Origin of the sequence: Compostimonas suwonensis (genome assembly GCF_002797855.1) — a bacterium.
Lineage (GTDB): Bacteria > Actinomycetota > Actinomycetes > Actinomycetales > Microbacteriaceae > Compostimonas > Compostimonas suwonensis.
In genome coordinates this window covers 784,342-810,952 of sequence record NZ_PGFB01000002.1, presented here as the reverse complement: position 1 = coordinate 810,952, position 26,611 = coordinate 784,342, and the positions used below count along the sequence as shown (strand labels likewise).

Genomic DNA, 26,611 nt, shown 5'->3' with positions numbered 1-26,611 from the left:
CGCACGTTGCCCGTTGGTCTCAAACGGTGCTGGCGACCCGCAGGGGAATGGCCAACGTCAGGGCAGGATCATCGATGATGGCTTGCCTCGCAGCGGTTCGGAGCGCGACATCCAGTCGGTACAGGTCGGTCGCCGGTACCTCAGCGGTGAACCTCACGGTCACGGCGCTGCCGTCGAACGCGACTACTCCCACACACTCTGGCGAGGCGGAAGGGGTATCCGATGGAAGCTGTTGCGCGAGGGTGTCAACGATCGCTGAAGTGACTATCTTCGTGGCAAGTGAGATCTCGGTGTCTGGTGTCAGAGGGATGTCGAGGACGACCCTCCGCCAGGATCGGGTGCCGTTGCCGATTCTGACGATCTCGCCATTGCGAATCGACCAGAGCATCCCGGTCAGATCTCGTACTTGCGTGACTCGGATACCGACGCTCTCCACGACTCCGGTCGCCATGCCGGCATCGACAAGATCGCCGACATCCAGCTGATCCTCGAAGACCATGAACAGTCCCGCCATCACGTCTTTGATCACATTCTGTGCACCGAAGGTCAGCACTGCCGCGAGCACACCTGCGGACGCGAGAAGCGCAGTCAGATTCACACCGAGCAGGCCCAAGATCACCATCACAGCGATCGCGACCTGAGTCCAGATGACGATGTTGACCGCAACGGTGCTCGCCGTGCGCGCCCGTCGCACGAGCTGCTCGTGTGCGGCCACACCGCGAGCATCGTCCTTGCCGCGCGTTCCAGTCCGGCGAACCAGGCGCGCCGTCGCTCTGCGAATCACTGCCACCAAAACGATCGTGTTCACCGTGACCAAGAAGCAGACAAACGCGATAAGAAGTGGCACGCGATAGGCGTTGAGAAAGCCCATCAGGTCATTCCACACTGTTACTGACCATCCCTTCCCCACCGCATCGATGCGGCAATCTCCGACTTATCTGTCAGGTGACAGATTATCGGGGTGGGACGTATCGCTCGTCGTGTCCGGCGCGGGCAGTTCATGCTTGTGTCGGCGCTCGAGCGTGCCGAAGACGTGATCGCGGCTGGCGACCCATTCGTTCCACCGATCAACGGGCTCCAAGTCCCGCAACCACCGTGACCTCAACGCGTCCGCGAGCAACGACAGCATCGTCAACGCCGCATCGGGATCCTCGAAGTCTCGCTCCGCCAAACGACGGGTGATCGGCAGCGGCTGGATCGCTGATCGCGGGTAGATCCCGTGCGCCGGGTGACCCGGCGCCAACGACTCCGCCTCGAGGGCATCGAAGTTGCGGGTCTCCGCAGCCTTGTCCGTGTAGTAGAAGCGGATGAGCGCATCCGCGAGCATTTGCAGAGTCAATCCGTCGCCTGCTTCACGCACGATCTCCGCAATCGCCTCACGTCCGATCCGCGCGCGCTCCTCCACCACCGCGCGGAGCAAATCACGGAGAGTCGGAAAGTGATGCATCAGCCCAGGAGCCGACATCTCGCATCGCCGCGCCACTGATCGAAGACTCAAACCGTGCGGCCCGTCCTCCGCAATGAGGCGCATCGTCGTATCGATGATCTCCGCCCGCCGCACATCCGGTGCCAACCTTCGACTCATCGCACCCCCCCCAACGCGTCAAACTGCAGTAACAGCGATTCTCGCAGCACCTGACATCGCCAGCAGCGAAGACCACGCTGCTGGCACCACAACGGGACCCTTGGCCCGACATGGTCGAGGGGTTCAGATGTTTCTCGCTGCTCATCGCGGCCTCCCGAAGGTGTGCGTTCATCCGCGCCGTGGCGTTCTGCAACGCTGTGTTGTCGGTGTGAAGGTACGCACGCGTCGTCTCGACCGATGCATGCCCGAGGATGTCGCTCACGACGTCGATCGGGACGCAGGCGTTCGCGAACTACGTGGCGTCCGCATGTCGGAGGTCGTGACGGCGCAACCCTGGCAACCCCAGCGATGCACCATTTCGCCCCAAGCGGTTGCGTCACGCAATGCGACGGTGGTGACGATGATGGGCGCGCGGCGCGCCCTGCGGCTCTGCGGAGGCTCGACGCTCAGGCCGCCAGCGCCTGGAAAGCGCCGGGAAAGCACTGCCGCTCGATCGTGACCACATTGTTCGCCCAATCGACGTCACCGCCGACGAACCCGCCACTTCCGAACTGCGCGCGGCGAGGAACACGCTGAGCATAACTTCGGTAGGTCGTCCTGGAATCCTTCATTGCGGGTGTCCGGAGCAGGGCGTCCGCGATCACCGACGGCACGTCACGCCGAACAGTGTGTCGTGCTCACCTAGCCAGAATTCGCGGGGGGAGGGCTGTTCCGGGGTCCTGGGAGGGTCCCCTGTCTCTGATGCGGGTCGATCTACCGTGGAGTCATGGATATCACTTCTCGTTCGGTTTTCATGGTCGGTGGGACCTCGGGCATCGGCCTTGAGCTGGCCCATCGCTTCCAAGCGGCTGGCAGCACCGTTGTCGTCGGTGGCCGCCGCACCGAGGTGCTCGCTCAACTCTCTGACGAAGGTCTCGATGCTGTCGAGATCGATGTCACCGACCCCGCCTCGGTCATCCGGGCGCGCGATGAGGCGCTGAGGCTGCATCCCGATCTCGACACGGTTGTCACCATGTCGGGCACGGGGGCTCCGGAGGACCTTCGGGACCCCTCCCACTTCGCTGCCGCTCAAATCATTGTCGACGTCAATCTGCTGGGTACGATCAGGGTCATCGACGCGTTCACCCCGCATCTGATAGGACGCCGCGGCGGGACGTTCATCACGGTGAGTTCGGGGATCGGCTTCCTCCCGTTCCCGGTCATGCCTACCTACGCCGCGTCCAAGGCCGCGGTTCATGCCTACAGCGAAGCGTTGCGTGCGCAGCTGGATGGCACTGGCGTCGAGGTCGCGGAACTCGTGCCGCCTGCCGTGGCGACACGGATCGGAAGCAGCAATCCCCACGCCTTGGCCTTGGACGCGTTCGGCGCTGAGGTCATGGACCTCCTCGGGCAGAACCCGACCCCGCATGAGATCCTCGTGCAGGCGGTGCTCATGCACCGCTGGGCCGAACGCGACGGAACCTACCACGAACTCGTCGCGCAACGCTCGCAGGCCCTCGCGATGCTGCCTGACCGCGCCCAGGGCTAACGTTTCTGTCATGAGCGATGGCACGGAGGCGAACCGGCTCGGGGCGTACTTGCGTGCCCGGCGCGGTCTGATCACTCCTGAACAGGTCGGCATCCCCCCGGGCGGGAACCGTAAGGTGCCCGGCTTGCGCCGCGAGGAGGTCGCGATGCTCGCGGGCGTCAGCGCCGACTACTACCTCCGTTTGGAACGTGGCCGCGACGCGCATCCATCACCGCAGGTGCTCGACGCTCTGGCCCGCGTACTCCGGCTTGACGAGGTCGAGCGGGACTACCTGCGCGGCCTCGTCGTCGACTCTCGACCCGTGCGCCGGCGTCGGATCCGTGAGCGGGTGCCGGATCGGCTGGATCAGCTGCTCGCCGCGGTCGGTGTGCCCGCGTTCGTCGAAGGCAGGACATTCGATGTCCTCGCTGTCAACGACCTCGCCACAGCGCTATCGCCCCGATTGCGTCCTGGCGAGAACCGGCTCCGCTCACTCCTGCTCGACCCTGAGGAACAGGCGTTCCACAAGGATTGGACCGCATCCGCGGCAGGCTTCATCGCCGCGTTCCGCGAGCAGATCGGTGACGACATCGGCGATCCCCGAGTCGTCGCACTGGTCGGGGAGCTCTCCCTCGCCAGCGGCCGCTTCCGCGAGCTGTGGGCCAGGCACGACGTGCGCATGCTCGAGGGTGGCACGACCACGGTGAATCATCCCGTGGTCGGCGAACTGAAACTACACCGCGACAAGCTTCCCATCGACGATGTCCTGCTTGTGCTCTACTACGCCGATGCCGGCAGTGAGAGCGCCGAAAAACTCGCCCTCCTCTCGTCCCTCATCCAACCGAACCAGACGTCATGACGACCCGGGCCCTCTCGGCCCATCTACGAGAGGCGGTCGAGGAGAGCTTGGGCAAGCGACGACGACAGAGCGAAGACTCCGGCGATTTCGATGACAGCGGAGCGAGTCATCGCGGGAATCCAGCAAGCGAGTCGACCGGGCTACCTGGCAGTCAAGGGGTTCGCAGGTTTAATCCTGTCAGCCCGACGAAGCGGGTCCGGCTGAGTCCTACTGCGATGTTTCGGTCGGCGTGTGTACGCGCGGGGAAGGGGAGGGGCGTGCTCGGTTCGGGTTCCGCGAACTCACGCGCGCTGACCCCATTCGCTTCGTGCGCGCAGTCGAATGGCGTATTCGTCATTCGGCCGTTTCGATGCTGACCTGGCACCCTCCGCGCCTCGCAGAACGGCACTCGCGTGTCTGTCGCTGGACCATTGCCTTCGCCATGAAGCACATTGGCGGTGCGCGGAATACCGCCGGCTCGGCGTATGCCGCGACCGTGGCGACGCCGGAACGCTGGGGCGTCAGGGCCCGACATGTTCGCGATGCGGGTCAGCGGTAGCCGACGGCGTCGAACGCGCGGTTCAGGATCGTCGCGAGCGGTTCGACGCCGTCTTGTTCGACCCATGTCTCGAGTGCGGCGTCGAAGCACGACAGTGCGCCGAACACCAGCGCCCGTGCTCGCGCGAGGTCCGACTGCCCGAGGGCGGGGATGAGGAACTCTGCCCATTCGCGGTGCTTCTGCAGGTTCCGAGCGCGTAGCGTGGGGGCGCTGAGCATCACGCGCATGCCGCGGAGCGAGCGGCCGTCGTCGTGCGCGGTGTTGCGGACGAGCGGCTCCAGGCTGCCTCGCAGTGCCGCCCATGGGTCGGCGAGATCCTGTCGTTCCAGTGCGTCACGGACCTGCGTGCCGTGCGTCTCGGCGTCGATGAGGACGGTCTCCTCCTTGGCGGAGAAGTAGCGGTGGAAGGTCCGTGGTGACGTCCCGGCAGCGGTCACGATGTCCTCGATGGTGACGTTCGCGAACCCGCGCTCGTCGAACAGTTCTACGGCGGTGGCGGCGATCTGGCGTCGCACGGCATCACGGGCGTGATCGCGCAGACTCGGTCGAGGGAGATCGGACATGCATTCATCCTAGCTCTCGTGTCAATGTTGGCAGAACCTGCCATGTATGGCCTAGACTGCCGATATGACGACACAACAACTGCGTAAGCGCCGACTCGGACAGCAAGGCCTCGAGGTCGCCGAGATCGGATTCGGGGCGATGGGGATCTCCATCGCCTACGGCGAGGGAGACGCGGCGGGCGGCACTGCCGCTATCCGCCGCGCATACGATCTCGGCGTGACCATGTTCGACACTGCCGAGATGTACGGGTGGGGCGAGAACGAACGAATCGTCGGGCAGGCCGTGAAGCCCTTCCGGAATGAGATCGTCATCGCGACCAAGTTCGGCTTCACCCACGACTACGGGGTCGACAGCAGGCCTGATCACATCCGCGAGGTCGTGGAGAACTCGCTGCGCTTCCTCGGCACCGACCATATCGATGTGCTCTACCAGCACCGTCCCGATCCCGGCGTGCCGATCGAAGACGTCGCCGGCACGGTCAAGGAGTTCATCGACGCCGGTACCGTGCGGTACTTCGGCATGAGCGAGGCGGGCGAGCAGGCCATCCGCCGCGCCCACGCCGTGCAGCCCGTGTCGATTCTGCAGACCGAGTACTCGCTGTTCGAGCGTGACGTCGAGGTGCTCTTCCCTGTGCTGCGCGAGCTCGGCATCGGATTCGTGCCGTACTCGCCGCTGGGTCGAGGGTTTCTCACGGGCACCGCGAAGCCGGCCGGCGAGTATGGCGAGGACGACATGCGCAGCCGCGACCCGCGCTGGCAGCCGGGCAACTTCGAGCACAACGTCGACGCCGTCCGGCAGCTGACCGCGCTGGCCGAGAGCAAGGGCGCGACCGTGTCGCAGCTCGCCCTCGCCTGGCTGCTCGCACAGGCGGACGACATCGTGCCGATCCCCGGAACCCGCAGCGCCGCTCGCGTGGCCGAGAACGTCGGCGCGGCGGACGTCGTGCTCACCGACGCCGACGTTGCCGAGATCGCGCGCATCCTTCCCCGCGGCGGCTTCGGCGCGCGATTCCCCGAAGGGCTCGTCCCCGAGTGGGAATGAGCGAGAGACGACGAGGAGCATGGACTATGACGACCTGGACCTCTGAGGAGCTCGACCGCATCGGCGGTGCGACCGAGCTGGGGCTCGCATCCGTGCGACGTGACGGAAGCCTTCGACGATTCGTGACCATCTGGGTCGTGCGCGTGGGCGACGATCTCTACGTCCGCTCCGGCTACGGTCGGGGCAGTAACTGGTTCAGCGGCGCGATGCAGCAGCTCGCCGGGCGCGTGCGCGCGGGCGGGATCGAGCGCGACGTGATCTTCGAGGAGCCTGGCTCGGGCGTCGATCGGGCCGTCGACACCGCCTACCATGCCAAGTACGACAGCCACGGCGCGACCAACCTCGACCCGATGCTCACCCGCACCGCCGCCGAAACCACCTTCCGGCTCCTTCCGGTGTAGGCCCGAGCCACGCAGACGAGAGCGGCGCTGGCAGGTGTCGACCACCTTTAGCCCCCTACTCGGTGGGGTTGCCGTGTGCGGCCTCGGAGACCGTCCGCCAGGCCTCCCAGCCGGCGATGCGCTGCTCGTACTCGGTGGTGGCCTGCTCGATCATGTTGCGGCCGAAGAAGATCCGCAGCGGCGGCTGGTCGGCGTCGACGACGGCGAGGATCGCCGCGCGCGTCGCGGACGGTACGCCGACCGCACCGGGGCGTATCCGTGCGGCGCGTGCGGCGCGGGCGGGCTCGTAGAAGTCCAGCGGCGCGGAGTGCGCGGCCGAGGCCCCGGACCAGTCGGTCGAGTAGTTGGCCGGTTCGATGAGGGTCACGTGCACGCCGAACGGGGCGAGCTCCAGCGCGAGCGCTTGGCTGAAGCCTTCGAGGCCCCATTTGGAGGCATGGTAGAGGCCGAGGTTGGCGTAGGCGTTGATGCCGCCGATAGACGACACCTGGATGATGTGGCCGGAGCCCCGCTCGCGCAGGTGCGGGACGACCGCCTTTGTGACCCAGAGCGCTCCGAACAGGTTCGTCTCGATCTGCGCGCGCGCCTCCTCCGCGGAGACCTCTTCGATGGCGCCGAACAGCCCGTAGCCGGCGTTGTTGACGACGACGTCGAGATGTCCGAAGCGCTCGATCGAGTGGGCGACCGCGACGTCGACGGCGGCCTTGTCGGTCACGTCGAGTCGCAGTGGCAGGACGGCGTCGCCATACTTCTCGACGAGGTCGCCGAGTGAGTCGACGTTGCGCGCGGTGGCCGCGACGCGGTCGCCGCGGTCGAGGGCGGCTTCGGTCCATTCGCGGCCGAAACCGCGCGAAGCGCCGGTGATGAACCAGGTCTTGGATGTGCGTTCCGTGGTGGTCATGAGGTTCTCCCTGCTATCGATGTCGTTCGTGATGCGGTGCGCCTCGCCTGTTTGGTGGGCGGGCATCGGTTATGCGAGTTGCTCGTTGTGGTCGGTGCGTGCTGCGATTCCGTCGCCGATCGGTAGGAGGCCGGCGAGTGCCGTCTGGGCGAGGGTGCGGGCGTGCTCGTCGGTCAAGGCGTAGTGGCCCGTGAGCCGACGGAAGACCAAAGGCCCGAAGAGGACGTCGATGACGTCGTCGATCGGGATCGAGGGGTCGGCGTCGCCGCGATCGATGCCACGCTGCCAGAGATCGGTGATCGCAGCGCGGCGGCCATCGAGGAAATACTTCCGGAAATAGGCGGCACCGGCCGGATCGTCGACGCAGGCCGCGATCAGCTGCGCGAACACGGCGCCGAGGTCGCTGTCGTAGAACGCGCTCACCCGCCGCACCTGCTCGCTCAGGTCCTCGCGGGTGGAGCCGGTGTCGGGCAGCGGCAGCGCCTCAGCCATCATCCGTCCGAACGCCTTCGCGGCTACCGCGGTACGCGAGGGCCAGTGCTTGTAGATGGTCGCTTTGCTCACCCCGGAACGCTGCGCGATCGCATCCACCGTCGCCGCGTTCAGCCCGCCCTCGCGCAGCAGCTCCTGCGTCGCGGCGATCACCTGCGCGTGGAGGCGGTCACTGCGCGCCCCGCGGGGACGATCCACGATCCCGTCTTCGGTGGCCGCGCTGTTCATCATCAGACGGCCTCGGTCAGCCGGTCGAATTCGGCCTCGGTCAGCGTGATCTCCGCGGCGCGAATGTTGTCCTCGAGGTGCGCGACGCTCGAGGTGCCGGGGATCGGCAGCATCGAAGGCGAGCGCTTCAGCAGCCAGGCCAGTGCGAGCTGCGAAGGCGTGGCGCCTTTCTCCCTGGCGATCGTGGCCAGCGGTCCGTCGCCCTGTGCCAGCGCCCCGGTCGCGAGCGGGAACCAGGGGATGAACCCGATGCCGTTGCGCGTCGAGTAGTCCAGCAGCGCCTCCGAGGAGCGGTTCGCCAGGTTGTACTCGTTCTGCACCGACACGATGGGGGCGATCTCTGATGCCGTCTCTACGTCGGCGATGGAGACCTCGGACAGGCCGATGTGGCGAATCGCGCCTTCGTCCTGCAGCGCCTTGAGCTCGCTGAGCTGATCCTCCAAGGGGACGGAGCGGTCGATGCGGTGCAGTTGGAACAGGTCGATGCGGTCGACGCCGAGCCTGCGAAGGCTGCCCTCTGCCTGCCTGCGCAGATATGCGGGGTTGCCGTTGACGCTCCACTGTCCGGGTCCCTGTCGGGTGAAACCCGCTTTCGTGGCGATGACGAGATCGCTGGCGTACGGGTGAAGAGCCTCCTTGACGAGTTCCTCGGCGACGTTCGGCCCGTAGGAGTCTGCGGTGTCGATGAAGTTCACGCCGAGCTCGACCGCGCGACGCAGCACGCGTATCGCCTCGTCGTGATCCTTCGGCGGGCCCCAGACGCCGGGACCGGCCAGCTGCATGGTGCCGAATCCGAGCCGGGTCGCGCTGAGGTCGCCTCCGAGGGCGAAGGTCCCGCTGTGCTGCGCGACCTGGTCCGCATCGCTCTCGCTCATACTCATATCTCCTCGATCGTGGTGTTGTCGTTGTCGGTGGGTCCTGATGTCAGGCTGAGGCCGCCTCGTCGAAGCCGGTCGAGACCGACACGTCGCGCCAGGCGTCGAGTTCGTGCTGAACGAAGCCGAGCTTGTCTTCCACGGCGGCGACGCAGTCCGCGCCCAGCTGGAGGCGCAGTGGTGCGGTGCCGGAGTCGATGGTCTCCACGATCACCTGCGCGGCCTTGATCGGGTCGCCGGGTTGGCCGTGGTTGACCTGTGAAGCGATCTCGCGCATCTGCCCTGCGGGGCCGTCGGCGTAGTCGTCGATCGCTGCCTCGACCCTGTGCAGGCTCGAGTCGTCGAGGAAGTCGGTGCGGAAGTAACCCGGCTCGATGAGCGTCACCTGCACGCCGAGGGGCTTCAGCTCGGTCGCCTGGGCTTCTGAAAGGCCTTCGATGGCGAATTTGGTCGAAGCGTAGACGCCCCAGCCCTGCGCGCCGACGAACCCGCCCACCGACGACAGGTTGACGATGTGTCCGGAACGCTGTGCCCGCAGTGCGGGGGTCACCGCGCGGGTGACGTTGAGCAGCCCGAAGACGTTGGTCTCATAGACGGCGCGGACCTCGGCGTCACTGGCCTCCTCGACGGCGCCGAGGAGGCCGCGGCCTGCGTTGTTGACGAGCACGTCGATGCGACCGAAGCGATCGAGCGCCGCAGCCGTCGCGGCCTTGGCCTGCGCCTCGTCGGTCACGTCCAGGGCGACCGCGAGCAGCTTCTCAGCCGCCTCGGGGAACCGTTCGGCGACCTGCTCGGGCTTGCGGGCGGTCGCGACGACCTGATGTCCGGCGGCAAGCGCCTTCTCGACGATCTCCGCACCGAGGCCACGGTTCGCGCCGGTGATGAACCACACACTCATGTGGGTATGTCCTCTCGATGTGCCGCCGCAGGCTCCTGCCGGGCAACTAACTAAACTGAACGACTAGTTCAGTTTAGAGCACGGATCAGATGTAGACAAGCCGTTGGAGCGTCTCGGTCATCCCGAGGCTGTCGCCCTCCTCGCCGGTCCTGCCCGCTGGGTCGACGGCCAGGCCATCTTCGCCAACGCCGCCGACCGGCTCCGTCGAGCGCAGGATTCTGGACGGATCCGCGCTGGAGCCGACGTCCTGGTCCTGCGGCGGGACACGATCAAGACCCATCGCGCGATCTTCTCCTTCGTCCTCGAAGTGCCCGAAGCCGATGCCTTCACGTGCTTGGCGGATCTTCTGCCGGGCGCCGCGAGGTTGGGGTGAACGCGGGACGGGCCCTGCCCGGTTGCTGCCGGTTCGGGTTCGGTAGCAGCCGGGCGCGGTGTATTCGCCGATGAGGGCCGACGAATGCGCTGGTCACATGAAGGAGCCGCCGTCGACGGCGATCGCCTGGCCATTGATGAACGCAGCGCCGGGCGAGGCGAGGAAGACCGCGACCGGGCCGATGTCGTCTGGGCGAGCCTGGCGACCGAAGGGGTTGAACGCGGCGTACTGGTCGATCGTCTCCTGCGGCAGGTCGCGGATGACCCCGGCACCTTCGACGACACCGGGAGTGATGAGGTTCGCGGTGATGCCGCGAGTGGCGACCTCGCGGGCGACGGCCTGGACCATGGGCTTAAGGGCGCCTTTGGTGGCGGAGTACAGCGATGCGCCGGCGGGTGCGTTGAGGGCGATCGTCGACCCGGTGGCGATGATCCGGCCGCCGTCCTCGACCGCCTTGGCGGCTTCCTGGAGGGTGTAGAAGGTGCCGCGGATGTTGACGTTCAGCAGCAGGTCGAGCTGGGCGTCGGTGGTCTCCAGGATGGGCGTGTCGATCAGCTCGACCCCCGCGTTGGAGACCACCACGTCGATCCGGCCGAACGTCTCCTTGGCCTGGGCGAACAGGCTGCGAATCTCCTCGGGACGGGCGGAGTCGCTGCGGACGGTGAGGTGTTTCACACCGAGAGCGTCCAGTTCGGTGCCGAGCTGCGCTGCGGCGGCCTCGTCGGCCGTGTACGAGGCGACGATCGTTGCGCCTTCTCGGGCAAACGCGAGGCCGACGGAGCGGCCGATTCCTCGGGTGCCGCCGGTGATCAGGACGACCTTGCCGGTCATGTCAGTCATGAGTTTCCTTTCGTGGTGAGCGCCGCGGCCGGTCGACTACCGGGTAGGTTCGTCGCTCGATTTCTCACCGTACGAGCGGGCCGGCGACGGCACGAGAGGAGCGGATATCCGCGGACTATGAGTCCCTCCCTGCTCGGGAGGCCGGGGCGCAACGGCCGGGCGGGACCGGTGCTGACAGCCCGCGCGTGGCCTCGCGAGCAGCCCGCTCGGATGCGCGCGGTGTCAGGAGGTGAACTGCTGGTTGCCCAGCACGGCCAGCAGCTGGAGCTTCTCGAATGCTTCCGACCGGGGCGGCGCAGTGAGGACGAGGAGTGCCTGGGACTGGTCCTCGGTGAACAGTGCTTGACAGTCCAGCTCGAGTTCGCCCAGTTCGGGGTGCAGGAGGGTCTTGTGGTCCTCGAAGCGGGTGACGACCTCGTGACGTTCCCAGAGTTCGGCGAACTCGGCGCTGGCCTTCATCAATGCACGGACGAGTTCGCCCGCGCGTGAAGATGGGCCGGCGATGCCGAATGCGACGCGCAGGTTCGCGACCTGGGCTTGGCTCTGGTGGGGGTGATCGGCGAGCGGGTAGATGGAACGCTCGGCCGGGTCGGTGAACCATCGGTAGACGCCGGAGCGCGCGAGACCTGTCTGCGCAGAGTGGTCGCCGAACAGGGCCGCGGCGAGCCGGTTCTGCAGCAAGGTCTCCCCGAGACCGGAGAGGATCATCGCCGGAGTGTCGTCCAGCCTGTCCAGCACCCGCTGGAGCGCGGGTGAGACGTGAGCGTCCAAGCCGCGCCGCGCCGGTGCGTTGTGGCCGGCGAGCCGGTAGAGGTGATCGCGTTCGTCGGCGGTGAGGCGGAGGGCACGGGCGAGCGCGCTCAGCATCTGCTCGGATGGCTGTGTGCTCCTGGCCTGCTCCAACCGGGTGTAGTAGTCGGTCGACATCCCCGTGAGGGCGGCGACCTCTTCTCGGCGCAGCCCGGTCGTTCGCCGACGCGGCCCGGCCGCGATCCCGACGTCTTCGGCATGCAGGGCACCCCTCCGGTGACGGAGGAAGTCGGCGAGTTGCAAACGGTCCACAGATCTACCATACGGGCGCGCGTCCGGCAGCGGCACTCTGGAGGGGAGGAGCGGAAGTCCTCCGATAACCACTCCTCTCCCGCCTGCCCGGGCGATGCCTGAAGGTGGACCTGACAACGAATGAAAGGATCCATCCCGTGGACATCTCCACCCGCACCATCTTCATCCCCGGCGCCACGTCCGGCATCGGCCTCGCTCTGGCTCTGCGCCTCAAAGAGGCCGGCAGCACCGTCATCATCGGCGGCCGCCGCACTCACCTGCTCGAGCAGCTCGCGACCGAGCACGGTCTTCACACCGTCCGTATCGACACCGCCGATCCGGCCTCGATCCTCACCGCCCGCGACCAGGTCCTCGCCCAGCATCCCGAGCTGGACACCGTCATCGCCATGGCTGGCATCATGACGGTCGAGGATGTGCACACCGCCGCTTTCCTCACCGCCGCCGAGGACACGGTCGTCACGAACGTGCTCGGCCCGATCCGGCTGATCGCCGCGTTCATCGAGCACCTGCAGACCCGCCCCGACGCCGCGATCATCACCGTGTCCTCCGGCCTCGCCCACACGCCGCTGGCGATCTCGCCGAGCTACAACGGCTCCAAGGCGTTCATCCACCGTTTCACCGAGACCATCCGTCTGCAGCTCGCCGGATCGTCCGTGGAGGTCGTCGAGCTGGTCCCGCCGGGTGTGCGCACCGAGCTCACCCCCGGACAGACCGAGTTCGAGGCGTTCCTGCCCCTCGACGCGTTCATCGACGAGGTGATCACGCTCCTGCAAGAGCAGTCCGACGCGAAGGAGATCCTCGTCGACGCCGTGAAGGGGATGCGGTTCGCCGAGGTCAACGGCTCCTACGACCAGATGGTCGCCGCCATCAACCCCGGCCTCTGAGCCGTCTGAACAGATCAGCGGGATCCCTCGATCACGTTTCCCTGCTATTCTGACAAGTGTCAGAATAGTTCTCATGATCGAGAGGAGGCGTGAGCGTGGCAGGTGCGCTTTACAGACTGGGCAGGTTCTCTGCCCGGCACGGATGGTCGGTGGTGGTGGCGTGGGCGCTCTTGCTGGGCATCGTCGCCACCGGGTTCCTCCTCGGGCGCGGCCCGCTGAGCTCCAGTTTCGACGTGCCGGGCACAGAGACCGCTCGCGTCGCCGCCGAGCTCTCCGAAAAGCTCCCGGACTTCGGCGGAGCTTCGGGAACGGTCGTCTTCCACAGCACAGACGGAGAAGCCCTGACCGCCGACCAGCGGGCGCGGATCTCGGACGTCCTCGCGACGGGTGAGGACCTGCCCGACGTCGTCTCCGTCCTCAACCCGTTCTCGGTCGAGACGCAACGCTCCGAGCAGGAGCAGTCCCTCGGGGACGGCCGCGCTCAGATCGGCGATGCGCGCACGCAACTCGATGCGGCCCAGGTCCAGCTGACCGCAGGACGGGAGCAGCTGGAGGTGGCGCAGCAGCAGCTCGATGCGGCGATCGAAGCGGCGCAGGCGGACGGCAGCTACGCGCAGATCTCCGCGGCATTCATCGCGCAGCAGGACGAGGTGGACAGCCGGCGCACCGCCCTCCGGCATCAACAGGATGCGGTCGATCAGAACCGTACCGAACTCGACAAACAGGCGAGGAGCGTCGAGGAGGGGGGAGAGCTGTTGGCACTCGCGCGGGAGATCCGCACGGTGTCCGCCGACGGCACCGCCGCGATCGCCAGTGTCTCCTTCGCGGTTCCGAGCCTGGAACTGTCCGAACAGTCGCGGCATGCGGTCATGGACCACTTCAGTGCCGATCCCATCCCCGGCGTCGAGGTCGAGTTCTCGTCTGAAATAGCCCAAACGGTTCCGGAGATCATCGGGCCGGGTGAGATCGCCGGTGTCGTCATCGCCGCGATCGTGCTGCTGGTGATGCTCGGCAGCCTCGTCGCTGCCGGCCTGCCGATTCTCAACGCCGTGATCGGCGTCGCCGTTGGGGTACTCGCGTCGCTGGCGCTGTCCAGTGTGGTCGACATGGTTTCCGTCACCCCGGTTCTCGGCGTTATGCTCGGTCTCGCCGTCGGTATCGACTACTCGCTGTTCATCCTCCATCGGCACCGCACCCAGCTGCGGGCGGGTATGGAGCTGGATGAATCGATCGGCATCGCGAACGGCACGGCCGGCAACGCCGTCGTCTTCGCCGGGTCCACCGTCGTGGTCGCTCTGCTGGCCCTGAACATCACCGGCATCCCATTCGTGGGCGTCATGGGCACCGTTGGCGCCGGCTGCGTGGTCGTGGCTGTGCTGGTCGCGGTCACGCTGACCCCCGCTCTTCTCGGGAAGATCGGCACGCGTGTACTCGGCAGACGCCGTCGGACGGATGCATCCGCCGCTCGTCCGGGCGTCCGCCACCGTCGGATGTCAACAACGCGAGCGGTCGTGACGGCGGTCGTGGCGGCCGGGGTTCTCCTGACCGTCGCGTTCCCTGCGCTGTCGATGCGGCTCGGCCTGCCCGATGCCTCATCCGATCCGGTGGACTCCACCACCTACCGGGCGCATGCCATCGTCGCCGACGAGTTCGGAGCAGGGGTCAACGGCACCCTCCTCGTGACTGCGACCCTGCCGGCGGGCCTCGACGAGGCCGATGCCGCGACGGCGCAGCTCGAGGTCGCACGACTTGTCGGAGGCCAGGACGACGTCGTCGCGGTCGCCCCGATCGGCATCTCCGACGACCATCGGCTCGCCGCATTCCAGGTCGTCCCGAGGGAGGGCCCGGACAGCGACTCGACCGAGCAGCTCGTACGCTCCCTCCGTGCGCTGAAGATCGGAAGCGAGGGCGCGCTCGGCGTCGCAGGTCAGGCCACCGGCAACATCGACATCTCTGAGAAACTCGCCAGCGTGCTCCCGATCTATCTCGTCGTCGTCGCCGGGCTCTCGCTGCTCATCATGATCGCGGTCTTCCGCTCCTTCCTGGTCCCGCTCATCGCGACCGCCGGGTTCCTGCTGTCCCTCTTCGCCACCTTCGGGGTGCTCGTCGCCGTATTCCAATGGGGATGGCTGGGCACCGTCTTCGGCGTCCACAGCTCCGGCCCCGTGCTGAGCTTCCTGCCGATCATCCTCATCGGCATCCTGTTCGGACTCGCCATGGACTATCAGCTGTTCCTCGCCTCCGGTATGCGCGAAGCCTTCGTCCACGGCGCCCCCGCACGCGACGCCGTTATGCAGGGCTTCCACGCCGCCCGCACCGTCGTCATAGCCGCAGGTCTCATCATGGTCGCCGTCTTCGGAGGGTTCATCTTCTCCGACTCCATCGTCGTCCGAGCCCTCGGCATCGGCCTCGCCGCCGGCGTCCTCGCCGACGCGTTCGTCGTCCGCCTCCTGCTCGTCCCTGCGCTGATGTCGCTCGTCGGCCGAGCCGCCTGGTGGCTGCCGCGATGGCTCGACCGAATCCTCCCCGACCTCGACGTCGAAGGGGCCAAACTCGATACAACGACGCGCACGTTCGATGCGACGACGCGCACCTCGCCGTCATGATGAGAAAAGCTATATGAGGAGGCCGGGAATGGTCATTCGGATGAAAGACGCGGAGATCCTTCGTCGCGGCCTGGACGCGTTCGCCGAGCTCGGCTACGACGCGGCGTCCGTCCGTGAGCTGGGGCGCAGGATCGGCGTCAACCACAACTTCCTCAACGACCGCTACGGCTCCAAGCTCGACTTCTGGCGTGCCGTCGTCGACTTCGCGATCGCCGAGCTCGAGCCCGGCAGTCTCGAAGACGATTCCGACGAGCAGTCCTCCATTGCCGGGCGGGTGCGCGGTCTTTACCGCACCGCGGCTCAGCGTCCCCAGCTCTACCGGCTGATCTGGGATGAAGCGACCCGTGATTCCGAACGCCTCGACTACCTCTGCGAGAACTACCTCAGACCCGCCGTCACCGAGGCGCTGCCGGGAGCGGAGGAAGCCCTGCGCTCACGAGGGTGGGGAGACATCCCCGTCCATCTCCTCTACTTCGTTCTCACGGGTGCTCTGTCGGGTATCGTGCAGGCCCCGCTCGCCAACCGGCTCGGCGGGACGCGTACGGGCGATCACAGGGACGAGCCCATCGCCGACGCATTGGCGGAGTTCGTGCTCGCCGGCCTGCTGGGGAGCAGGGATAGCTGACTCCGCACGATCATGTCGGTGGCGGTCGGCCGGTCGATCGAGATGGTCCCGGGTGGCCGGATCGCGGGAGGGTCCACGCCCCGCGATCAGGGCTCCTCCGCGATGGGGATGGAGACGTTCGGCCTTGGTGTAGGCCGAGATCGCGCGGCGGCAGTCCGGGCGGGAGATTCGAGCTGAGCACGCAGCGTCTGCCGTGCGCGCTGGTAGCGTCCTCGCGCGGTCGATGCGGGGATTCCGAGGAGCCGGCCGATCTCGGTCAGTGACAGTCCTTCCCAGTGGACCAGGGTCACGACCTCGGCAAGGTCGGGGTCGAGGCGGCCGATCAGATCGCGCATCTCGATCGCTTCGGACGGGTCGCTCGCCGTGGTGTGCTCTGCTCGAGCACGCAGACTGTCGGCGAGATGCTGCCGCCGAATCCCCGTGCGGTGGGCGTTGCGGAGCATGTTCCTGGCCACGCCGAACAGCCACATCCGCGCGGGTTCCGGCTCGGCGGGGAGGCTCCGTCGGCGCTTCCACGCGGTTGCCATCGTCTCGGCGAGCAGGTCGGCGCCGTCGTGTCCGACTCGTCGCTCGAAATAGGCGAGCAGTGCAGGACCGACCTCCACCATCAGCTCGGTGAAGCGGCGCACCTCGTCGTCTCCGCGGCTGCGGGTCACTGTCCGACACCAGCGTCGCAGTTCTCCTGCGACTGCAGACCGATACCACCCGTCCCGAGATCCGGCACATGAGCCTGGATCGCCTTGCTGATCCCCTCCAGTGCGGCGATGTGGTAATCGACGTCGGGGTTGTCGTTCCGGGTGCCGGGTCCGAACGGAACGGCGGTTGAGTCGCCGTCCTGCGCCCAGTTCCTGTCGGTCCGGTTCTCGCTCAGCACCGCGTCGATGTTCGCATCCGTGAGAACCGTGCCGCCGTTCAGATAGGTCCGGAGCGCGTTCTGGGCCTGCGCGAGCACCGCGGGGTCCGCGGGGTGGTCGCGCAGGGAGTTCACGGCGAATCGGAGCTCGCAGCTCGCCCCGCCCGGCAGAGTGATGTGCACGGCGCCGTCGGGGTTCTGAGCCCAGTCGGCCCAGGTGGTCGCGTGGCCGAAGAACATCGACCAGTCGATGCCGGTGCTTGCGAACGCCGCACCCGCGCCGCCGAGGACCACGATCGGAACGGCCACCGCGGCCCCTATCGACAGACGCCTGCGCCGGCTGTCACGGCCCGACTCGACGGCGGCCGCGACCATGGACGCCAATTGCTCGCGCATCTCGCTCGTCGCCTCCCTGGTGGGTCGTGCCGCCAGGGCGACGAGCCTGTCGAGCTCGGGGTCTCCCTCGACACGGTCCTCGATCATGTTGGACATCTTCCCGCTCCTGTCCGCTCGCTGTCCGAGCTTCTACTGAGTACATGTACGGTTCGGGGGAAAACGTCCACGGCCGCGAGCAGGGACTTCTCCGCCCGTCGGCAGGCCGTCTGGACCGCCGTTCTCTGCGATGTGCCGGATACGGGAGGATTGATGACATGGATTCCCGCGCCGACGATTCCACTGATCCTGTCTTCGACGAGCTGCGCACGAGTATCGAGGGGTTCGCCGCCGGCGGTTATCCCATCGATCGGGTGATCGAAGCGGCCTGCGATTGCGGGAACCGCACTTTTGCGCTCGTGTTCGATGACGAGGTGGGTGTTGCGGTCCGGATCTGCACGGAGTGCGAGGCGGAAGCGGAGATCGCGGACTCCGGGGAGCACTTCGACGACGTGGACGAGGTCGAGCAGGCGCAGTGTTCGTGCGGCAACGAGGTGTTCACCGCCGCCACCGGATTCGCTCTCGATCCCCAGGGCGAGGTTCGCTGGGTGTCGGTCGGCTTGCGTTGCACGCGGGACGGGATCGCAGGGGTCTATGTCGATTGGAAGATCGACTACGTGCCCACCGAGCAGCTCCTGAGCAACGCCTGACGCCGCCGCGTATCGGAGCTGCACGTGCTGCGATAGACGCTGATGCTCGGGTGGCCATGGCGGATGCGGAGGGCGGCCATCAGGCTCTCGCCGATGTGGCTCGACGATAGGCTGGCGGTATGGCTTGGACACTCGAACGGATCGCCGCGGCGGTCGCACAGCTGAACGATCCGAACGAACCCATCCGTTACGAGATGAACGGCGCGCAGATCGTGGCGCACTGGGATGTCGCCCACGTCGCGTTCGCCGTCCTGCTCGGTGGCGGCGCCATCGACAAGGAGTACGCGCTCACCGTCGACCTCAACACCGAGAAGGAGCAGTACTCCTTCGAGGAGCGCAAGGACGACGGCGAGAAGCACGGATCGATCGGAACCGACGGGTCGATATCGTTCGGCGGTTCGGCGAGCACGTTCAGGGGCAAGCAGAAGAGCTTCTCCTGGGGCGCCGGTGCCGGCACGCACGTCGAAGGCGGCGACTCCGCGCACAGCTACAGCTACGAGTTCGAGGACTCCCGCGTCAAGGGCCCGCTCTTCGGCCTGCTCGAGCAGGCCGGGTACGAGCAGAAGAAAGGGTTCCTCGGCGGCCTGTTCGGCTGACGGGTTCGGTCAGCCGACCGCAATCGGCGTGACCTCGAGCGTGAACTCCACATCCTGTGAACCGGTGTCCTCATTCGACAGCGTCACCTCGGACTCGCCCACCTGTTTGGGCGTGAGGACCGGTCGGTAACTCACCTCGCCGGTCTTGGCGCCCCGGGCGAACTCGGCGATCGCCGGATCGTCGATGTCCGCCGTGTAGCTGTCGACGTCGGACAGCTCGGTGACGATGACCAGGGTGCTGTTCAGCGGAACCTCGACTGTTGTGCCCTGCAGCTCGGCGACATCGACGACGACGGGATCGACATCGGGTGCCCCCGCGGTGCAGCCCGAGATGCCGACGACGAGCGCGGCCGCCGTGACCGCGGCGCCGGCGAGGCGACGGATTCCCATGCACATCAGTATGCCGCCGGGCCCGTGACGTGAACAGGGACCCATTCGCGGTCGCAGCCGCAATTGCCGACGGTGAACGCCGACAGGACGCCCGGGCTGGGATCAGCTGGCCCGCCGGAACGGCGTCGGTCGGCTGTCGCCGGGGTGTGCGTTGGTATGGGTGCCATCCGTTGTTCATGTGCGAGTGTGGCGGGGTTCACCTGGGGTCGATTTCCTGTCGGTTGACCCGGTCGGCGCGCCGGGCGCACTCGGCGAGAGGATCAGCGATGGATGTACGACGCAGAACACGGATGATCGTGACCGCAGGCGTCGCGCTCGCCTTGGTGGCGGCGGGAGTGCCGATGGCGCACGCGGCCGGCCTCATCGCCTTTCCGGGCGAGGTGGCGACGGCGGACGTCGGGACGGTACCGGGGGCCGACCTGCTCGACGTCGACTTCGTCTCCGGTTCGCCGGTCGAGCACGCGCGCGGGATCGAGCCGTTCCGCGTCACGGGCCTGCCGTCGGTGGCGGATGACGCGGACCTCGGCCGCGCGGTCGCCGTGTTCAACGGGGCGAGCGCCTACCAGTACCCCATCCGCGACCAGTATCCGGCTATGGCGTCGGGTTTCAGCGCGGAATGCGTCTTCGCAGCCGAGAGCCTTCCCGTGAGCGGAACCAAGTCGTTCTGTGCGGGCAAGGAGAACGGGGGCTTCGGCATCTCGGTCGCCGCTTCCGAGCTGCGGGTGCTCGTCAACATCGCGGGCACGAACCACGTGGTCACGGCGCCGATCGAGGCGGGGCGCTGGTATGACGCGCTTCTCACCTGGGATGCATCCACCGCACGTGTCTATCTGAACGGGGAGCTCGCGGGGGAGTCGGCGACGAGCGGGGCACTGCGCGTGCCCGGCAGCTCGGCCGAGGATCTCGTGATCGGCGGCGACGTGAACGCGGGCCGCGCGGCCACCGAGTTCGCCACCGGTCGCATCGCGGCGGCGCGTGTCTGGTCGACCGCGCTCACCGCCGAGCAGGCCGTGGCGCTCGCGGCGGCGGCGGGGGTCGTCCCCGGCGGGGACCCGACGGACCCGACCGACCCCACGGATCCGACCGATCCGACCGACCCCACGGATCCGACGGACCCGACCGACCCCACGGATCCGACCGATCCACCGGTGGAGCCCGGACAGCCCGCCGACGTGCTCGACGTCGACTTCGCCGCGGGTGCCCCGGTCGAGCACGCCCGCGAGCTGAGCGCGCGTGCGACCGGCTCGCCCGCGGTCGTGGAGGATGGGAGCCTCGGTCGTGACGTGGCATCCTTCGACGGGGCGAGCGCGTATCAATACCCGGTGCGCGACCAGTACGACCGCCTCGCGGGTGGCTTCAGCGCCGAGTGCCTTTTCCGCATCGAGGAGCCGCTGCCGGTGTCGGGCACGCATTCGATGTGCTCGGGCAAGGAGCTCGGCGGCTTCGGCATCGGTGTGAGCGGCAGCAACATCCGCACGCTCGTGAACGTGGCCGGCACGAACCACACCTTCCAGAGCCCGATCGAGCAGGGCCGCTGGTATCACACACTCCTCACCTGGGACGGCGCCGTCGCGCGCCTGTATGTGAACGGCGTGCAGGTGCGGCAGGCCGCGACCTCAGGCGCGCTGCAGATGCCCGGAGCAGGAGCGGCCGACTTCGTGATCGGCGGTGACATCAATGCCGGCAATGCACCGATCGAGTACTCGGTATCCCGCGTGGGACTCGCCCGCATCTACGGGCGCGCCATCGGCGCCACCGAGGCGGCCGACCTCGCGGCCGCCGCTTTCGCCGACCGGCCCGCAGGAGACCCGGTCGTCACCGCCACGGTGCCGGCGCAGGGCGCACAGCTCACGGCGCCGACGGCGATCGAGATCACAGTCGCGAATGCCGGCCTGCTGTCGGGCGAGCCGCAGCTCACCCTCGACGACGCGCCTGTTCGCGTCGGAGACGTCATCGGCCAGGGGCTCGCCGCCGGCGAGCACAGTCTGCGCATCGTCACGCGCGACGCGTTCGGCGGAGTCTTCGAGCACGTCGTGACCTTCACGTCCACGGTGATCCTCGCACCCGGCGGCGTCTCGACCGTGCAGCAGGCACCCGGCGCGGCGACGCTCAGCGCGACGGCCACCGGAGCGGATGGCGGCGACGTCACAACGACCTTCGCACAGGCGGTCGTGGCCGAGCCCGACGGCAGCTTCCAGGGCGTGGTCGACGCCGTGCCGTCCGCACTCGACTTCGCCTACGAGCAGGGCTCGCCCATCGACGGTCCGCTGCGCGCCGGCGACGGCGCCGAGGCACGAACGCCGCTCGCGCATCAGCAGCTCCCGTTCCAGCGATTCGACGTCGCGGCTCCCGGATCCGACGGCCGCCACGTGCGGTGGACGGGCACGATCGACCCCGACCGCGTCGCCGTGCTCTTCGCCTGGAACACCGCGCTCAGCACCTGGCAGGAGCTCGCCCGCGGGTCCGGCGAAGCGGGCGACGTCGTGCTGACGGCCCCGGTCGATGCCCAGCACGTCGACGACGGTACCGTGCATCTGCTCGTCGTGGGCCTCGACCCGTTCGCCGACGATCTGGCTAAGCCGGTGGACGACGCGTTCGAAGACCCTGCGGACTACGATTTCGCGTTCGTGCACCAGACCGACACGCAGTTCCTCTCGGAGGGCGCCGTCGGCAAGCCGACCGCGGAGGAGCGGGCTGTATGGGCCAGCGCGTACACCGACGCCACGCAGTGGATCGCCGATCACGCCGCCGAACGCAAGATCGCCTTCGCCGGCCACACAGGCGACATCGTGCAGAGCTGGGACACCCGCTTCACCGACGAAGACCTCGCACGCCGCGAGTACGCCTTCGCCTCGGGCGCGCAGGCCATTCTCGAGGGCTCGGGCGTGATCAGCTCGACGCTGCCGGGAGACAACGACAACAAGTCGGGCACCGCCAACGGGCTCTACAACGAGGCTTTCGGTCCCGACCGCTACGAGGCGCTCGCCGAGACGCCCGCATGGCAGGCTGCGGGGGCGAGCTATCAACCGTGGCGGCCGGGCGACGGCTCGAACAGCTACACGCTGTTCAGCGCCGGCGGGCTCGACTTCATCGCTGTGTCGCTCGGCTACGGCGTGACGGACGAGGAGGCGGCGTGGGCGACCGACGTGCTCCAGCAGCACTCGGGCCGCAACGCTATCGTGCTCACGCACGGCTACGCCAACGGGTCGAGCGCACCCGACGGACGCGGCGGATCGCTCGGCGCCGACGGCCCGCGCATCCTCGACTCCGTGCTGCGGAACAGCCCCAACGTGTTCCTCGTGCTCGGCGGGCACACGAGCGTCGGCACGGTCATCCGTCACGACGTCGCCCGGCCCGGGCACAACGTGGTCGAGCTCACTGCCGACTACCAGGGCTACCAGGTCGGATCGGATCAGCTCGGCCTCACGCAGATCGGCGGATACGGCTCGAACACGAAGCTCAACTTCGGTGCGAGCTTCTTCCGTATGCTGCAGTTCCATCTCGACCGCTCGACCATGAGCGTCGACACGTACTCGCCGCTGCTCGACGAGTTCGGTGCCGGCGAGTACACCGGCACGAAATACAACGGCCAGCAGGACGACTTCGAGGTGCCCGTGCAGCTTGCGGCCCGCGTCACGGGCTTCGGCACCGACGGCGTCGTCGTGTTCGCCCCCGACGCCGACGCGCCGGTCATCGGCGAGACGACGGCGGCTTCGGGCGAGCCAGCGACCGTCGTGTGGCAGGGACTCGAGCCCGGCGCGGTCTACGCCTGGTTCGCGACGAGCGTGGATGTCGCGACCGCCGACGCGGGCGTCGTGCAGTTCGACGTGTTCACGGCCGCCGGCGCCGACTCGCAATCGGGACAGGAGCTGCAGGTCGTCGTGCCCGAGCACGGTGGTGGTGGCCCCGGTGAGTTCGTCTGGAACATCGCCGGCGGCAACGACCTCGTCGACCTCGGCACGGCCGAGTTCGCCGGCGACCACTATGAGGCGGCCGGCGTGCTCAACCCTGTGCGTGTCACCGACACCCGCTCCGGCGCACCCGGCTGGTCGGTGTCCGCGCAGGTGGGCGAGTTCGTCGCGCCGGGTCACGGCTCCTTCCCGGGCAGCTTCCTCGGGTGGACTCCGCAGCTCGTCGAGGGCGGTGGCGGCGCGATCGCCGGAGCGGCCGTCGAGCCCGACCTGAGCGGGGAGGGCGGTCTGGGCGAGGCATCCGCCCTCGGCTCGGCGTCGTCGGGCCATGTGCTCGGCTCGGCTCTGCTCGGTGCCGAGCTGCGGCTGCGCATCCCGACCGACCAGGAGGACGGCACCTATCGCGCGACGCTCACGCTGACCGCCCTCAGCTGAGGCGTGCAATCCCGAGTCGGGGTCGCCTCGTGCAGCCTTAGGTCGGTACCGGTGCGGTCGCGGAGCGCTTCGAGCGTGGCAGGTCGGCCGTCCTGGCTCAGCCCGTCGTGATCACGCCGTAGTCGACCTCGACGGGCTGGCGCTTCTTCGCCGACTCCATGATCGCCAGCACGATCAGACTGACCTTCGCCGAGTCCGGGAGGCTCACCCGGAAGTCCTCCCCGGAGACGAGGCTGTCGACGAATGACCGGATCGACTGGTAGGCGAAGCCGGCTGGGTAACCGAAGACGTGGTCGCGGACGAGGACGTCGGGCACGGTCACCTTCTCCTCGGTGTACTTCTGAATCAGATTGTGGCTAGATGCATCGATCGAGATCATTCCCTTGTCGCCGACCACGGTGAACTTGATGTCGTTGATGTTCGGCATCGCGTTGGGGTTGATCCACCCGTTCTCCATGTGGGCGATGCCGCCGCCGGCGAACTCCAGCGTGGTCAGGTAGGAATCGACGGTGTCGACGCCGAGACCCTTGAGCAGCCCCGATCGCGAGACCGAGTAGACCCTGGTCACCTCGTCGTCGAAGAACCATCGGAGGGTGTCGACGCTGTGACTGCCGAGGAACCAGAGAATCGAAGACTGCGCCGCCCACGGCAGCAGGTCGGTCGCCACCCACTTCGCATCGTTGAGACGCATGTAACCCGTCTGGAGTTCGCCCAGCTCTCCGTCGGCGACGCTCTGGCGCGCGACGTTGAACGGCGGGCTGAAGCGGTTGTGGAGATCGACCATCGCGCGTACCTCTCCGGCGGTGATCGCGTCGATCATCCGGAAGACGTCATCGCGCGTCGTCGCCAAGGGCTTTTCGATCAGCATGTGGAGACCGTGCCGCGCGGCCGCGATAGCGATCTCGGCATGAGCGAAGTCGGGGGTCACGATGGCGACGGAATCCAGCCCTTCCTTCGTGAACATCTCCTCGTAGTCGTCGTACCAGGAGTCGATGCCCAGCCGGGAGGCGAGTCCGCTCGCCCTGCCGGCGTTGCTGTCGCACACCGCGACCACCTTGCTCGCGGGGTGGGCCTGATAGATCCGCGCGTGCGTCTCCCCCCAGGTCCCCGCCCCGACGATTCCGATCCTTACCTCTGAGCCAGTCATCTCACACCTTTGTCGTGTCGTTTTGTCGTGTTGTCGGATGGTCTCGAGGCGATCCGCCGGGCCAGGGTAGACGGCACGTGATCCTGTCCCACATCCGGAAGCCCCTCAGCGTTGCGGCGGTTGCCACGGGACCGACGATCCCAGATCCGGAGAGCCGACCAGGACCACCTCTGGGTCGCCGGGGATGTCCGTCGGATGGAGCTCGAGCAGGACGATCTCGTTGCTGCCCTGCCGTGCCACCGAAGGAGGGACGTAGAGCGTGAGCTGCGGGCCGACCGACCAGTATCTGCCGAGACAGAAGCCGTTGATCCAGGCGATGCCCTTCTGCCATCCGGGCGTGCGAAGGAAGGCCGTGACTCCGCTCTCGGCGAGATCGAAGGTACCGACGTAGAACGCCGGGCCGGAGGCGTGGGAGGCGGAAGGATTGGACAGCGCGCCGAGGTCGATCGTCTCGCTGAGCTCCAGGCCGAAAGTCTCCCACTCCTGCAACCAGGCGTCGTCGAGCTGCACGCCCCCGACGATCCCCTTCCGGTCTCCCAGCGACGGCCCGAAGTTCACGCGACCCAGGTTCTCCACCAGAATCTCCACCGTAAGAGGAGCGGTTCCGCCCCCGGGGATCGTCACTCTGCCCGGCCCGCCGCGCTCCACCGCGCCCAGCAGGACGCCGTCAGCGAAGACGAGTGCCCGGTCCGCCACGCCATGCAGGACCAAATCGCGGGAGCGATCCGCTTCCGGGAGCACGCGTCGATGGAGCACGAACCCCGTTGTCTGACCGAGATCCTCGAAAGTCGGTGGCCAGAGGGTCGTCGTCCGCTGAGACGCCACGGCTTCGGCGGAGCCGAGCAGGCTGCCTGCCGGCGACATGGGCACTGCCGTCTGAGTGGGGAGAGTGCGCGGGGTCAGTAGATCCTCCGGGACGTCGGGCAGGTCGTGGTATCGGCCCAGCACCTCCCGGAAGGTCCAGAACTTCCGAGTCAGCTCGCCGTGTTCGCTGATGGGAGCGTCGTAGTCGTACGAGGTCACTGCCGGCCGGTAGTCGTCTCCGCTCGCATTCGCCCCGTTCCACAGGCCGAAGTTCGTTCCGCCGTGCGCCATGTAGAGGCTCACGTCCGCCCCGGAGGCGAGGATCGTCTCGAGCTGCTGCGCGTCATAATCGGGATCATGGACGAGATGAGGCTCGCCCCAGTGCTGGATCGGGCCGCAGACGAACTCCGAGACGAAGAGGGGATGATTCGGCCACCGTTCCCGGAAGGAGGCGATGTCCACGTGGGACTCCGCCTCCGTCCAGATGGTGGGGACCATGCCATCTGCCGACTGCGCGGTGCCGAGATTATGGAGGTAGCCCGGGGTCTCGATCGTGTAGACGGTCACGTCGATGCCGCGCTCACGGACGGCATCGCGAAGCAGGGGGTAGTACTCGGGGTCGGTTCCCTGTCTCCCGAAATCGTTGTCGACCTGGAGCGCGATCACGCTGCCTCCCCGGGTGGACTGCAGCGAGGCTATACGAGGGATCACCTCGTCGTACCACCGGTAGACCGCGTCCATGAACACGGGAGCGGCGGTGCGCAGCGTCGTCCGGTCCTGTCGCAGCCAGGCGGGTATCGCTCCGTTGTCCCACTCGGAGCAGATGTACGGTCCCGGGCGCAGGATCGCGTACATGCCCTCTTCGGCTGCCAGCCGAACGAACTCCGCGAAGTCGCGGATGCCGCTGAAGTCGAATTCCCCCTTCCGCATCTCGTGCAGGTTCCAGGGGATGTAGGTGTCGACGCTGTTCAGCCCCATCGCCCGCAGTCGCCGCAGCGCTGGACGCCAGTCACCCGGGGCGATCCGGAAATAGTGGATTCCTCCCGCAAGGATCCGCTGCGGGCCCGTGTCTCCCGCTGCGAAGGTTCCCACTCGTCTCTGCTCCATGCTTCGT

General features: G+C 67.5%; 25 protein-coding genes. 11 read left to right on the top strand and 14 right to left on the bottom strand.

The features are described from left to right. Positions 1-19: 19 nt before the first annotated feature. Complete coding sequence (locus CLV54_RS07600; protein ID WP_157802871.1) at positions 20-871, bottom strand: mechanosensitive ion channel family protein; 852 nt, start codon at positions 869-871, stop codon at positions 20-22. A 63-nt stretch (positions 872-934) separates the two neighbouring features. Then, entirely contained in the window at positions 935-1,573 is a 639-nt protein-coding gene (locus CLV54_RS07595) for a TetR/AcrR family transcriptional regulator (RefSeq protein WP_157802870.1), read from the bottom strand. Positions 1,574-2,351: 778 nt separating this feature from the next. On the opposite strand from CLV54_RS07595, the gene CLV54_RS07585 reads away from it, so the two are divergent. Both CLV54_RS07585 and CLV54_RS07580 read left to right on the top strand, forming a co-directional pair. Beyond that, the gene (locus CLV54_RS07585; protein ID WP_100344305.1) at positions 2,352-3,113 is read left to right on the top strand and encodes an SDR family oxidoreductase; all 762 of its coding nucleotides are present in this window, start codon (positions 2,352-2,354) and stop codon (positions 3,111-3,113) included. A gap of 10 nt (positions 3,114-3,123) precedes the next feature. Continuing rightward, on the top strand, positions 3,124-3,951 hold the full coding sequence (locus CLV54_RS07580) for a helix-turn-helix transcriptional regulator (protein WP_100344304.1): 828 nt from the start codon (positions 3,124-3,126) through the stop codon (positions 3,949-3,951). Positions 3,952-4,479: 528 nt separating this feature from the next. Here CLV54_RS07580 and CLV54_RS07575 read toward each other — a convergent pair. Then, a complete protein-coding gene (locus CLV54_RS07575; protein WP_100344303.1) occupies positions 4,480-5,052 on the bottom strand; it encodes a TetR family transcriptional regulator in 573 nt (190 codons plus the stop codon). A 64-nt stretch (positions 5,053-5,116) separates the two neighbouring features. Between CLV54_RS07575 and CLV54_RS07570 the strand changes: the two genes are divergently transcribed. Continuing rightward, positions 5,117-6,094 (top strand): aldo/keto reductase, encoded by a 978-nt coding sequence (locus CLV54_RS07570; RefSeq protein ID WP_211294470.1) that lies wholly within the window; start codon positions 5,117-5,119, stop codon positions 6,092-6,094. Positions 6,095-6,120: 26 nt separating this feature from the next. Beyond that, positions 6,121-6,495, top strand: coding sequence for a DUF2255 family protein (locus CLV54_RS07565; RefSeq protein ID WP_100344302.1), 375 nt, complete (start codon positions 6,121-6,123; stop codon positions 6,493-6,495). Between the two features lie 55 nt (positions 6,496-6,550). Here CLV54_RS07565 and CLV54_RS07560 read toward each other — a convergent pair whose 3' ends face one another. From CLV54_RS07560 to CLV54_RS07545, 4 genes are all read right to left on the bottom strand, one after another. Then, entirely contained in the window at positions 6,551-7,396 is an 846-nt protein-coding gene (locus CLV54_RS07560) for an SDR family NAD(P)-dependent oxidoreductase (RefSeq protein WP_100344429.1), read from the bottom strand. A gap of 69 nt (positions 7,397-7,465) precedes the next feature. Further along, positions 7,466-8,119, bottom strand: coding sequence for a TetR/AcrR family transcriptional regulator (locus CLV54_RS07555; RefSeq protein WP_100344301.1), 654 nt, complete (start codon positions 8,117-8,119; stop codon positions 7,466-7,468). After that, positions 8,119-8,991: an aldo/keto reductase gene (locus tag CLV54_RS07550; protein WP_100344300.1), complete on the bottom strand. Its 873-nt coding sequence runs from the start codon at positions 8,989-8,991 to the stop codon at positions 8,119-8,121. Before CLV54_RS07550 ends, CLV54_RS07555 begins: the two co-directional genes overlap by 1 nt. Before the next feature lie 49 nt (positions 8,992-9,040). Beyond that, complete coding sequence (locus CLV54_RS07545) at positions 9,041-9,889, bottom strand: oxidoreductase (protein ID WP_100344299.1); 849 nt, start codon at positions 9,887-9,889, stop codon at positions 9,041-9,043. Between the two features lie 103 nt (positions 9,890-9,992). Here CLV54_RS07545 and CLV54_RS17790 point away from each other — a divergent pair, with 103 nt between their 5' ends. After that, positions 9,993-10,262 (top strand): hypothetical protein, encoded by a 270-nt coding sequence (locus tag CLV54_RS17790; protein ID WP_211294469.1) that lies wholly within the window; start codon positions 9,993-9,995, stop codon positions 10,260-10,262. A gap of 93 nt (positions 10,263-10,355) precedes the next feature. On the opposite strand, the gene CLV54_RS07535 is transcribed toward CLV54_RS17790, so the two are convergent. Together CLV54_RS07535 and CLV54_RS07530 are read right to left on the bottom strand one after the other, a co-directional pair. Beyond that, on the bottom strand, positions 10,356-11,102 hold the full coding sequence (locus tag CLV54_RS07535; protein ID WP_100344298.1) for an SDR family NAD(P)-dependent oxidoreductase: 747 nt from the start codon (positions 11,100-11,102) through the stop codon (positions 10,356-10,358). A gap of 222 nt (positions 11,103-11,324) precedes the next feature. Beyond that, positions 11,325-12,164, bottom strand: a complete 840-nt coding sequence (locus CLV54_RS07530; protein ID WP_100344297.1) for a helix-turn-helix transcriptional regulator — start codon at positions 12,162-12,164, stop codon at positions 11,325-11,327. Between the two features lie 137 nt (positions 12,165-12,301). On the opposite strand from CLV54_RS07530, the gene CLV54_RS07525 reads away from it, so the two are divergent. From CLV54_RS07525 to CLV54_RS07515, 3 genes are all read left to right on the top strand, one after another. Continuing rightward, positions 12,302-13,048 (top strand): SDR family oxidoreductase, encoded by a 747-nt coding sequence (locus CLV54_RS07525; protein ID WP_100344296.1) that lies wholly within the window; start codon positions 12,302-12,304, stop codon positions 13,046-13,048. Positions 13,049-13,197: 149 nt separating this feature from the next. Next, positions 13,198-15,654 carry an MMPL family transporter gene (locus CLV54_RS07520; RefSeq protein WP_245861469.1) on the top strand — a complete coding sequence of 819 codons (2,457 nt, stop codon included), beginning with the start codon at positions 13,198-13,200 and terminating at the stop codon, positions 15,652-15,654. Positions 15,655-15,682: 28 nt separating this feature from the next. Next, a complete protein-coding gene (locus CLV54_RS07515; RefSeq protein ID WP_157802869.1) occupies positions 15,683-16,279 on the top strand; it encodes a TetR/AcrR family transcriptional regulator in 597 nt (198 codons plus the stop codon). Between the two features lie 86 nt (positions 16,280-16,365). Here the strand turns inward: CLV54_RS07515 and CLV54_RS07510 are convergent, their stop codons facing one another. Together CLV54_RS07510 and CLV54_RS07505 are read right to left on the bottom strand one after the other, a co-directional pair. After that, positions 16,366-16,935, bottom strand: coding sequence for an RNA polymerase sigma factor (locus CLV54_RS07510; protein ID WP_245861467.1), 570 nt, complete (start codon positions 16,933-16,935; stop codon positions 16,366-16,368). Continuing rightward, on the bottom strand, positions 16,932-17,624 hold the full coding sequence (locus tag CLV54_RS07505; RefSeq protein ID WP_100344294.1) for a hypothetical protein: 693 nt from the start codon (positions 17,622-17,624) through the stop codon (positions 16,932-16,934). Before CLV54_RS07505 ends, CLV54_RS07510 begins: the two co-directional genes overlap by 4 nt. A gap of 158 nt (positions 17,625-17,782) precedes the next feature. On the opposite strand from CLV54_RS07505, the gene CLV54_RS07500 reads away from it, so the two are divergent. Next, complete coding sequence (locus CLV54_RS07500) at positions 17,783-18,214, top strand: hypothetical protein (RefSeq protein WP_100344293.1); 432 nt, start codon at positions 17,783-17,785, stop codon at positions 18,212-18,214. Positions 18,215-18,333: 119 nt separating this feature from the next. After that, positions 18,334-18,810: a hypothetical protein gene (locus tag CLV54_RS07495; protein WP_100344292.1), complete on the top strand. Its 477-nt coding sequence runs from the start codon at positions 18,334-18,336 to the stop codon at positions 18,808-18,810. Positions 18,811-18,819: 9 nt separating this feature from the next. Here CLV54_RS07495 and CLV54_RS07490 read toward each other — a convergent pair whose 3' ends face one another. Next, positions 18,820-19,200 carry a hypothetical protein gene (locus CLV54_RS07490; RefSeq protein ID WP_100344291.1) on the bottom strand — a complete coding sequence of 127 codons (381 nt, stop codon included), beginning with the start codon at positions 19,198-19,200 and terminating at the stop codon, positions 18,820-18,822. Positions 19,201-19,466: 266 nt separating this feature from the next. Between CLV54_RS07490 and CLV54_RS07485 the strand changes: the two genes are divergently transcribed. Continuing rightward, positions 19,467-23,546, top strand: coding sequence for a LamG-like jellyroll fold domain-containing protein (locus tag CLV54_RS07485; RefSeq protein WP_157802868.1), 4,080 nt, complete (start codon positions 19,467-19,469; stop codon positions 23,544-23,546). A gap of 97 nt (positions 23,547-23,643) precedes the next feature. On the opposite strand, the gene CLV54_RS07480 is transcribed toward CLV54_RS07485, so the two are convergent. Both CLV54_RS07480 and CLV54_RS07475 read right to left on the bottom strand, forming a co-directional pair. Beyond that, positions 23,644-24,693 carry a Gfo/Idh/MocA family protein gene (locus CLV54_RS07480; protein ID WP_100344289.1) on the bottom strand — a complete coding sequence of 350 codons (1,050 nt, stop codon included), beginning with the start codon at positions 24,691-24,693 and terminating at the stop codon, positions 23,644-23,646. A gap of 105 nt (positions 24,694-24,798) precedes the next feature. Further along, entirely contained in the window at positions 24,799-26,604 is a 1,806-nt protein-coding gene (locus CLV54_RS07475; protein WP_100344288.1) for a glycoside hydrolase family 35 protein, read from the bottom strand. Positions 26,605-26,611: the final 7 nt, after the last annotated feature.

Excerpts from the sequence above, each read along its gene's own strand:
- CLV54_RS07495 (WP_100344292.1), top strand. The coding sequence starts at position 18,334 with ATGGCTTGGACACTCGAACGGATCGCCGCGGCGGTCGCACAGCTGAAC.
- CLV54_RS07565 (WP_100344302.1), top strand. The coding sequence starts at position 6,121 with ATGACGACCTGGACCTCTGAGGAGCTCGACCGCATCGGCGGTGCGACC.
- CLV54_RS07515 (WP_157802869.1), top strand. The coding sequence starts at position 15,683 with ATGGTCATTCGGATGAAAGACGCGGAGATCCTTCGTCGCGGCCTGGAC.
- CLV54_RS07570 (WP_211294470.1), top strand. The coding sequence starts at position 5,117 with ATGACGACACAACAACTGCGTAAGCGCCGACTCGGACAGCAAGGCCTC.
- CLV54_RS07480 (WP_100344289.1), bottom strand. The coding sequence starts at position 24,693 with ATGACTGGCTCAGAGGTAAGGATCGGAATCGTCGGGGCGGGGACCTGG.
- CLV54_RS07560 (WP_100344429.1), bottom strand. The coding sequence starts at position 7,396 with ATGACCACCACGGAACGCACATCCAAGACCTGGTTCATCACCGGCGCT.
- CLV54_RS07535 (WP_100344298.1), bottom strand. The coding sequence starts at position 11,102 with ATGACTGACATGACCGGCAAGGTCGTCCTGATCACCGGCGGCACCCGA.
- CLV54_RS07575 (WP_100344303.1), bottom strand. The coding sequence starts at position 5,052 with ATGTCCGATCTCCCTCGACCGAGTCTGCGCGATCACGCCCGTGATGCC.
- CLV54_RS07585 (WP_100344305.1), top strand. The coding sequence starts at position 2,352 with ATGGATATCACTTCTCGTTCGGTTTTCATGGTCGGTGGGACCTCGGGC.
- CLV54_RS07485 (WP_157802868.1), top strand. The coding sequence starts at position 19,467 with ATGGATGTACGACGCAGAACACGGATGATCGTGACCGCAGGCGTCGCG.
- CLV54_RS07580 (WP_100344304.1), top strand. The coding sequence starts at position 3,124 with ATGAGCGATGGCACGGAGGCGAACCGGCTCGGGGCGTACTTGCGTGCC.
- CLV54_RS07555 (WP_100344301.1), bottom strand. The coding sequence starts at position 8,119 with ATGATGAACAGCGCGGCCACCGAAGACGGGATCGTGGATCGTCCCCGC.
- CLV54_RS07545 (WP_100344299.1), bottom strand. The coding sequence starts at position 9,889 with ATGAGTGTGTGGTTCATCACCGGCGCGAACCGTGGCCTCGGTGCGGAG.
- CLV54_RS07550 (WP_100344300.1), bottom strand. The coding sequence starts at position 8,991 with ATGAGCGAGAGCGATGCGGACCAGGTCGCGCAGCACAGCGGGACCTTC.
- CLV54_RS07500 (WP_100344293.1), top strand. The coding sequence starts at position 17,783 with ATGGATTCCCGCGCCGACGATTCCACTGATCCTGTCTTCGACGAGCTG.
- CLV54_RS07505 (WP_100344294.1), bottom strand. The coding sequence starts at position 17,624 with ATGTCCAACATGATCGAGGACCGTGTCGAGGGAGACCCCGAGCTCGAC.
- CLV54_RS07600 (WP_157802871.1), bottom strand. The coding sequence starts at position 871 with ATGGGCTTTCTCAACGCCTATCGCGTGCCACTTCTTATCGCGTTTGTC.
- CLV54_RS07475 (WP_100344288.1), bottom strand. The coding sequence starts at position 26,604 with ATGGAGCAGAGACGAGTGGGAACCTTCGCAGCGGGAGACACGGGCCCG.
- CLV54_RS07490 (WP_100344291.1), bottom strand. The coding sequence starts at position 19,200 with ATGGGAATCCGTCGCCTCGCCGGCGCCGCGGTCACGGCGGCCGCGCTC.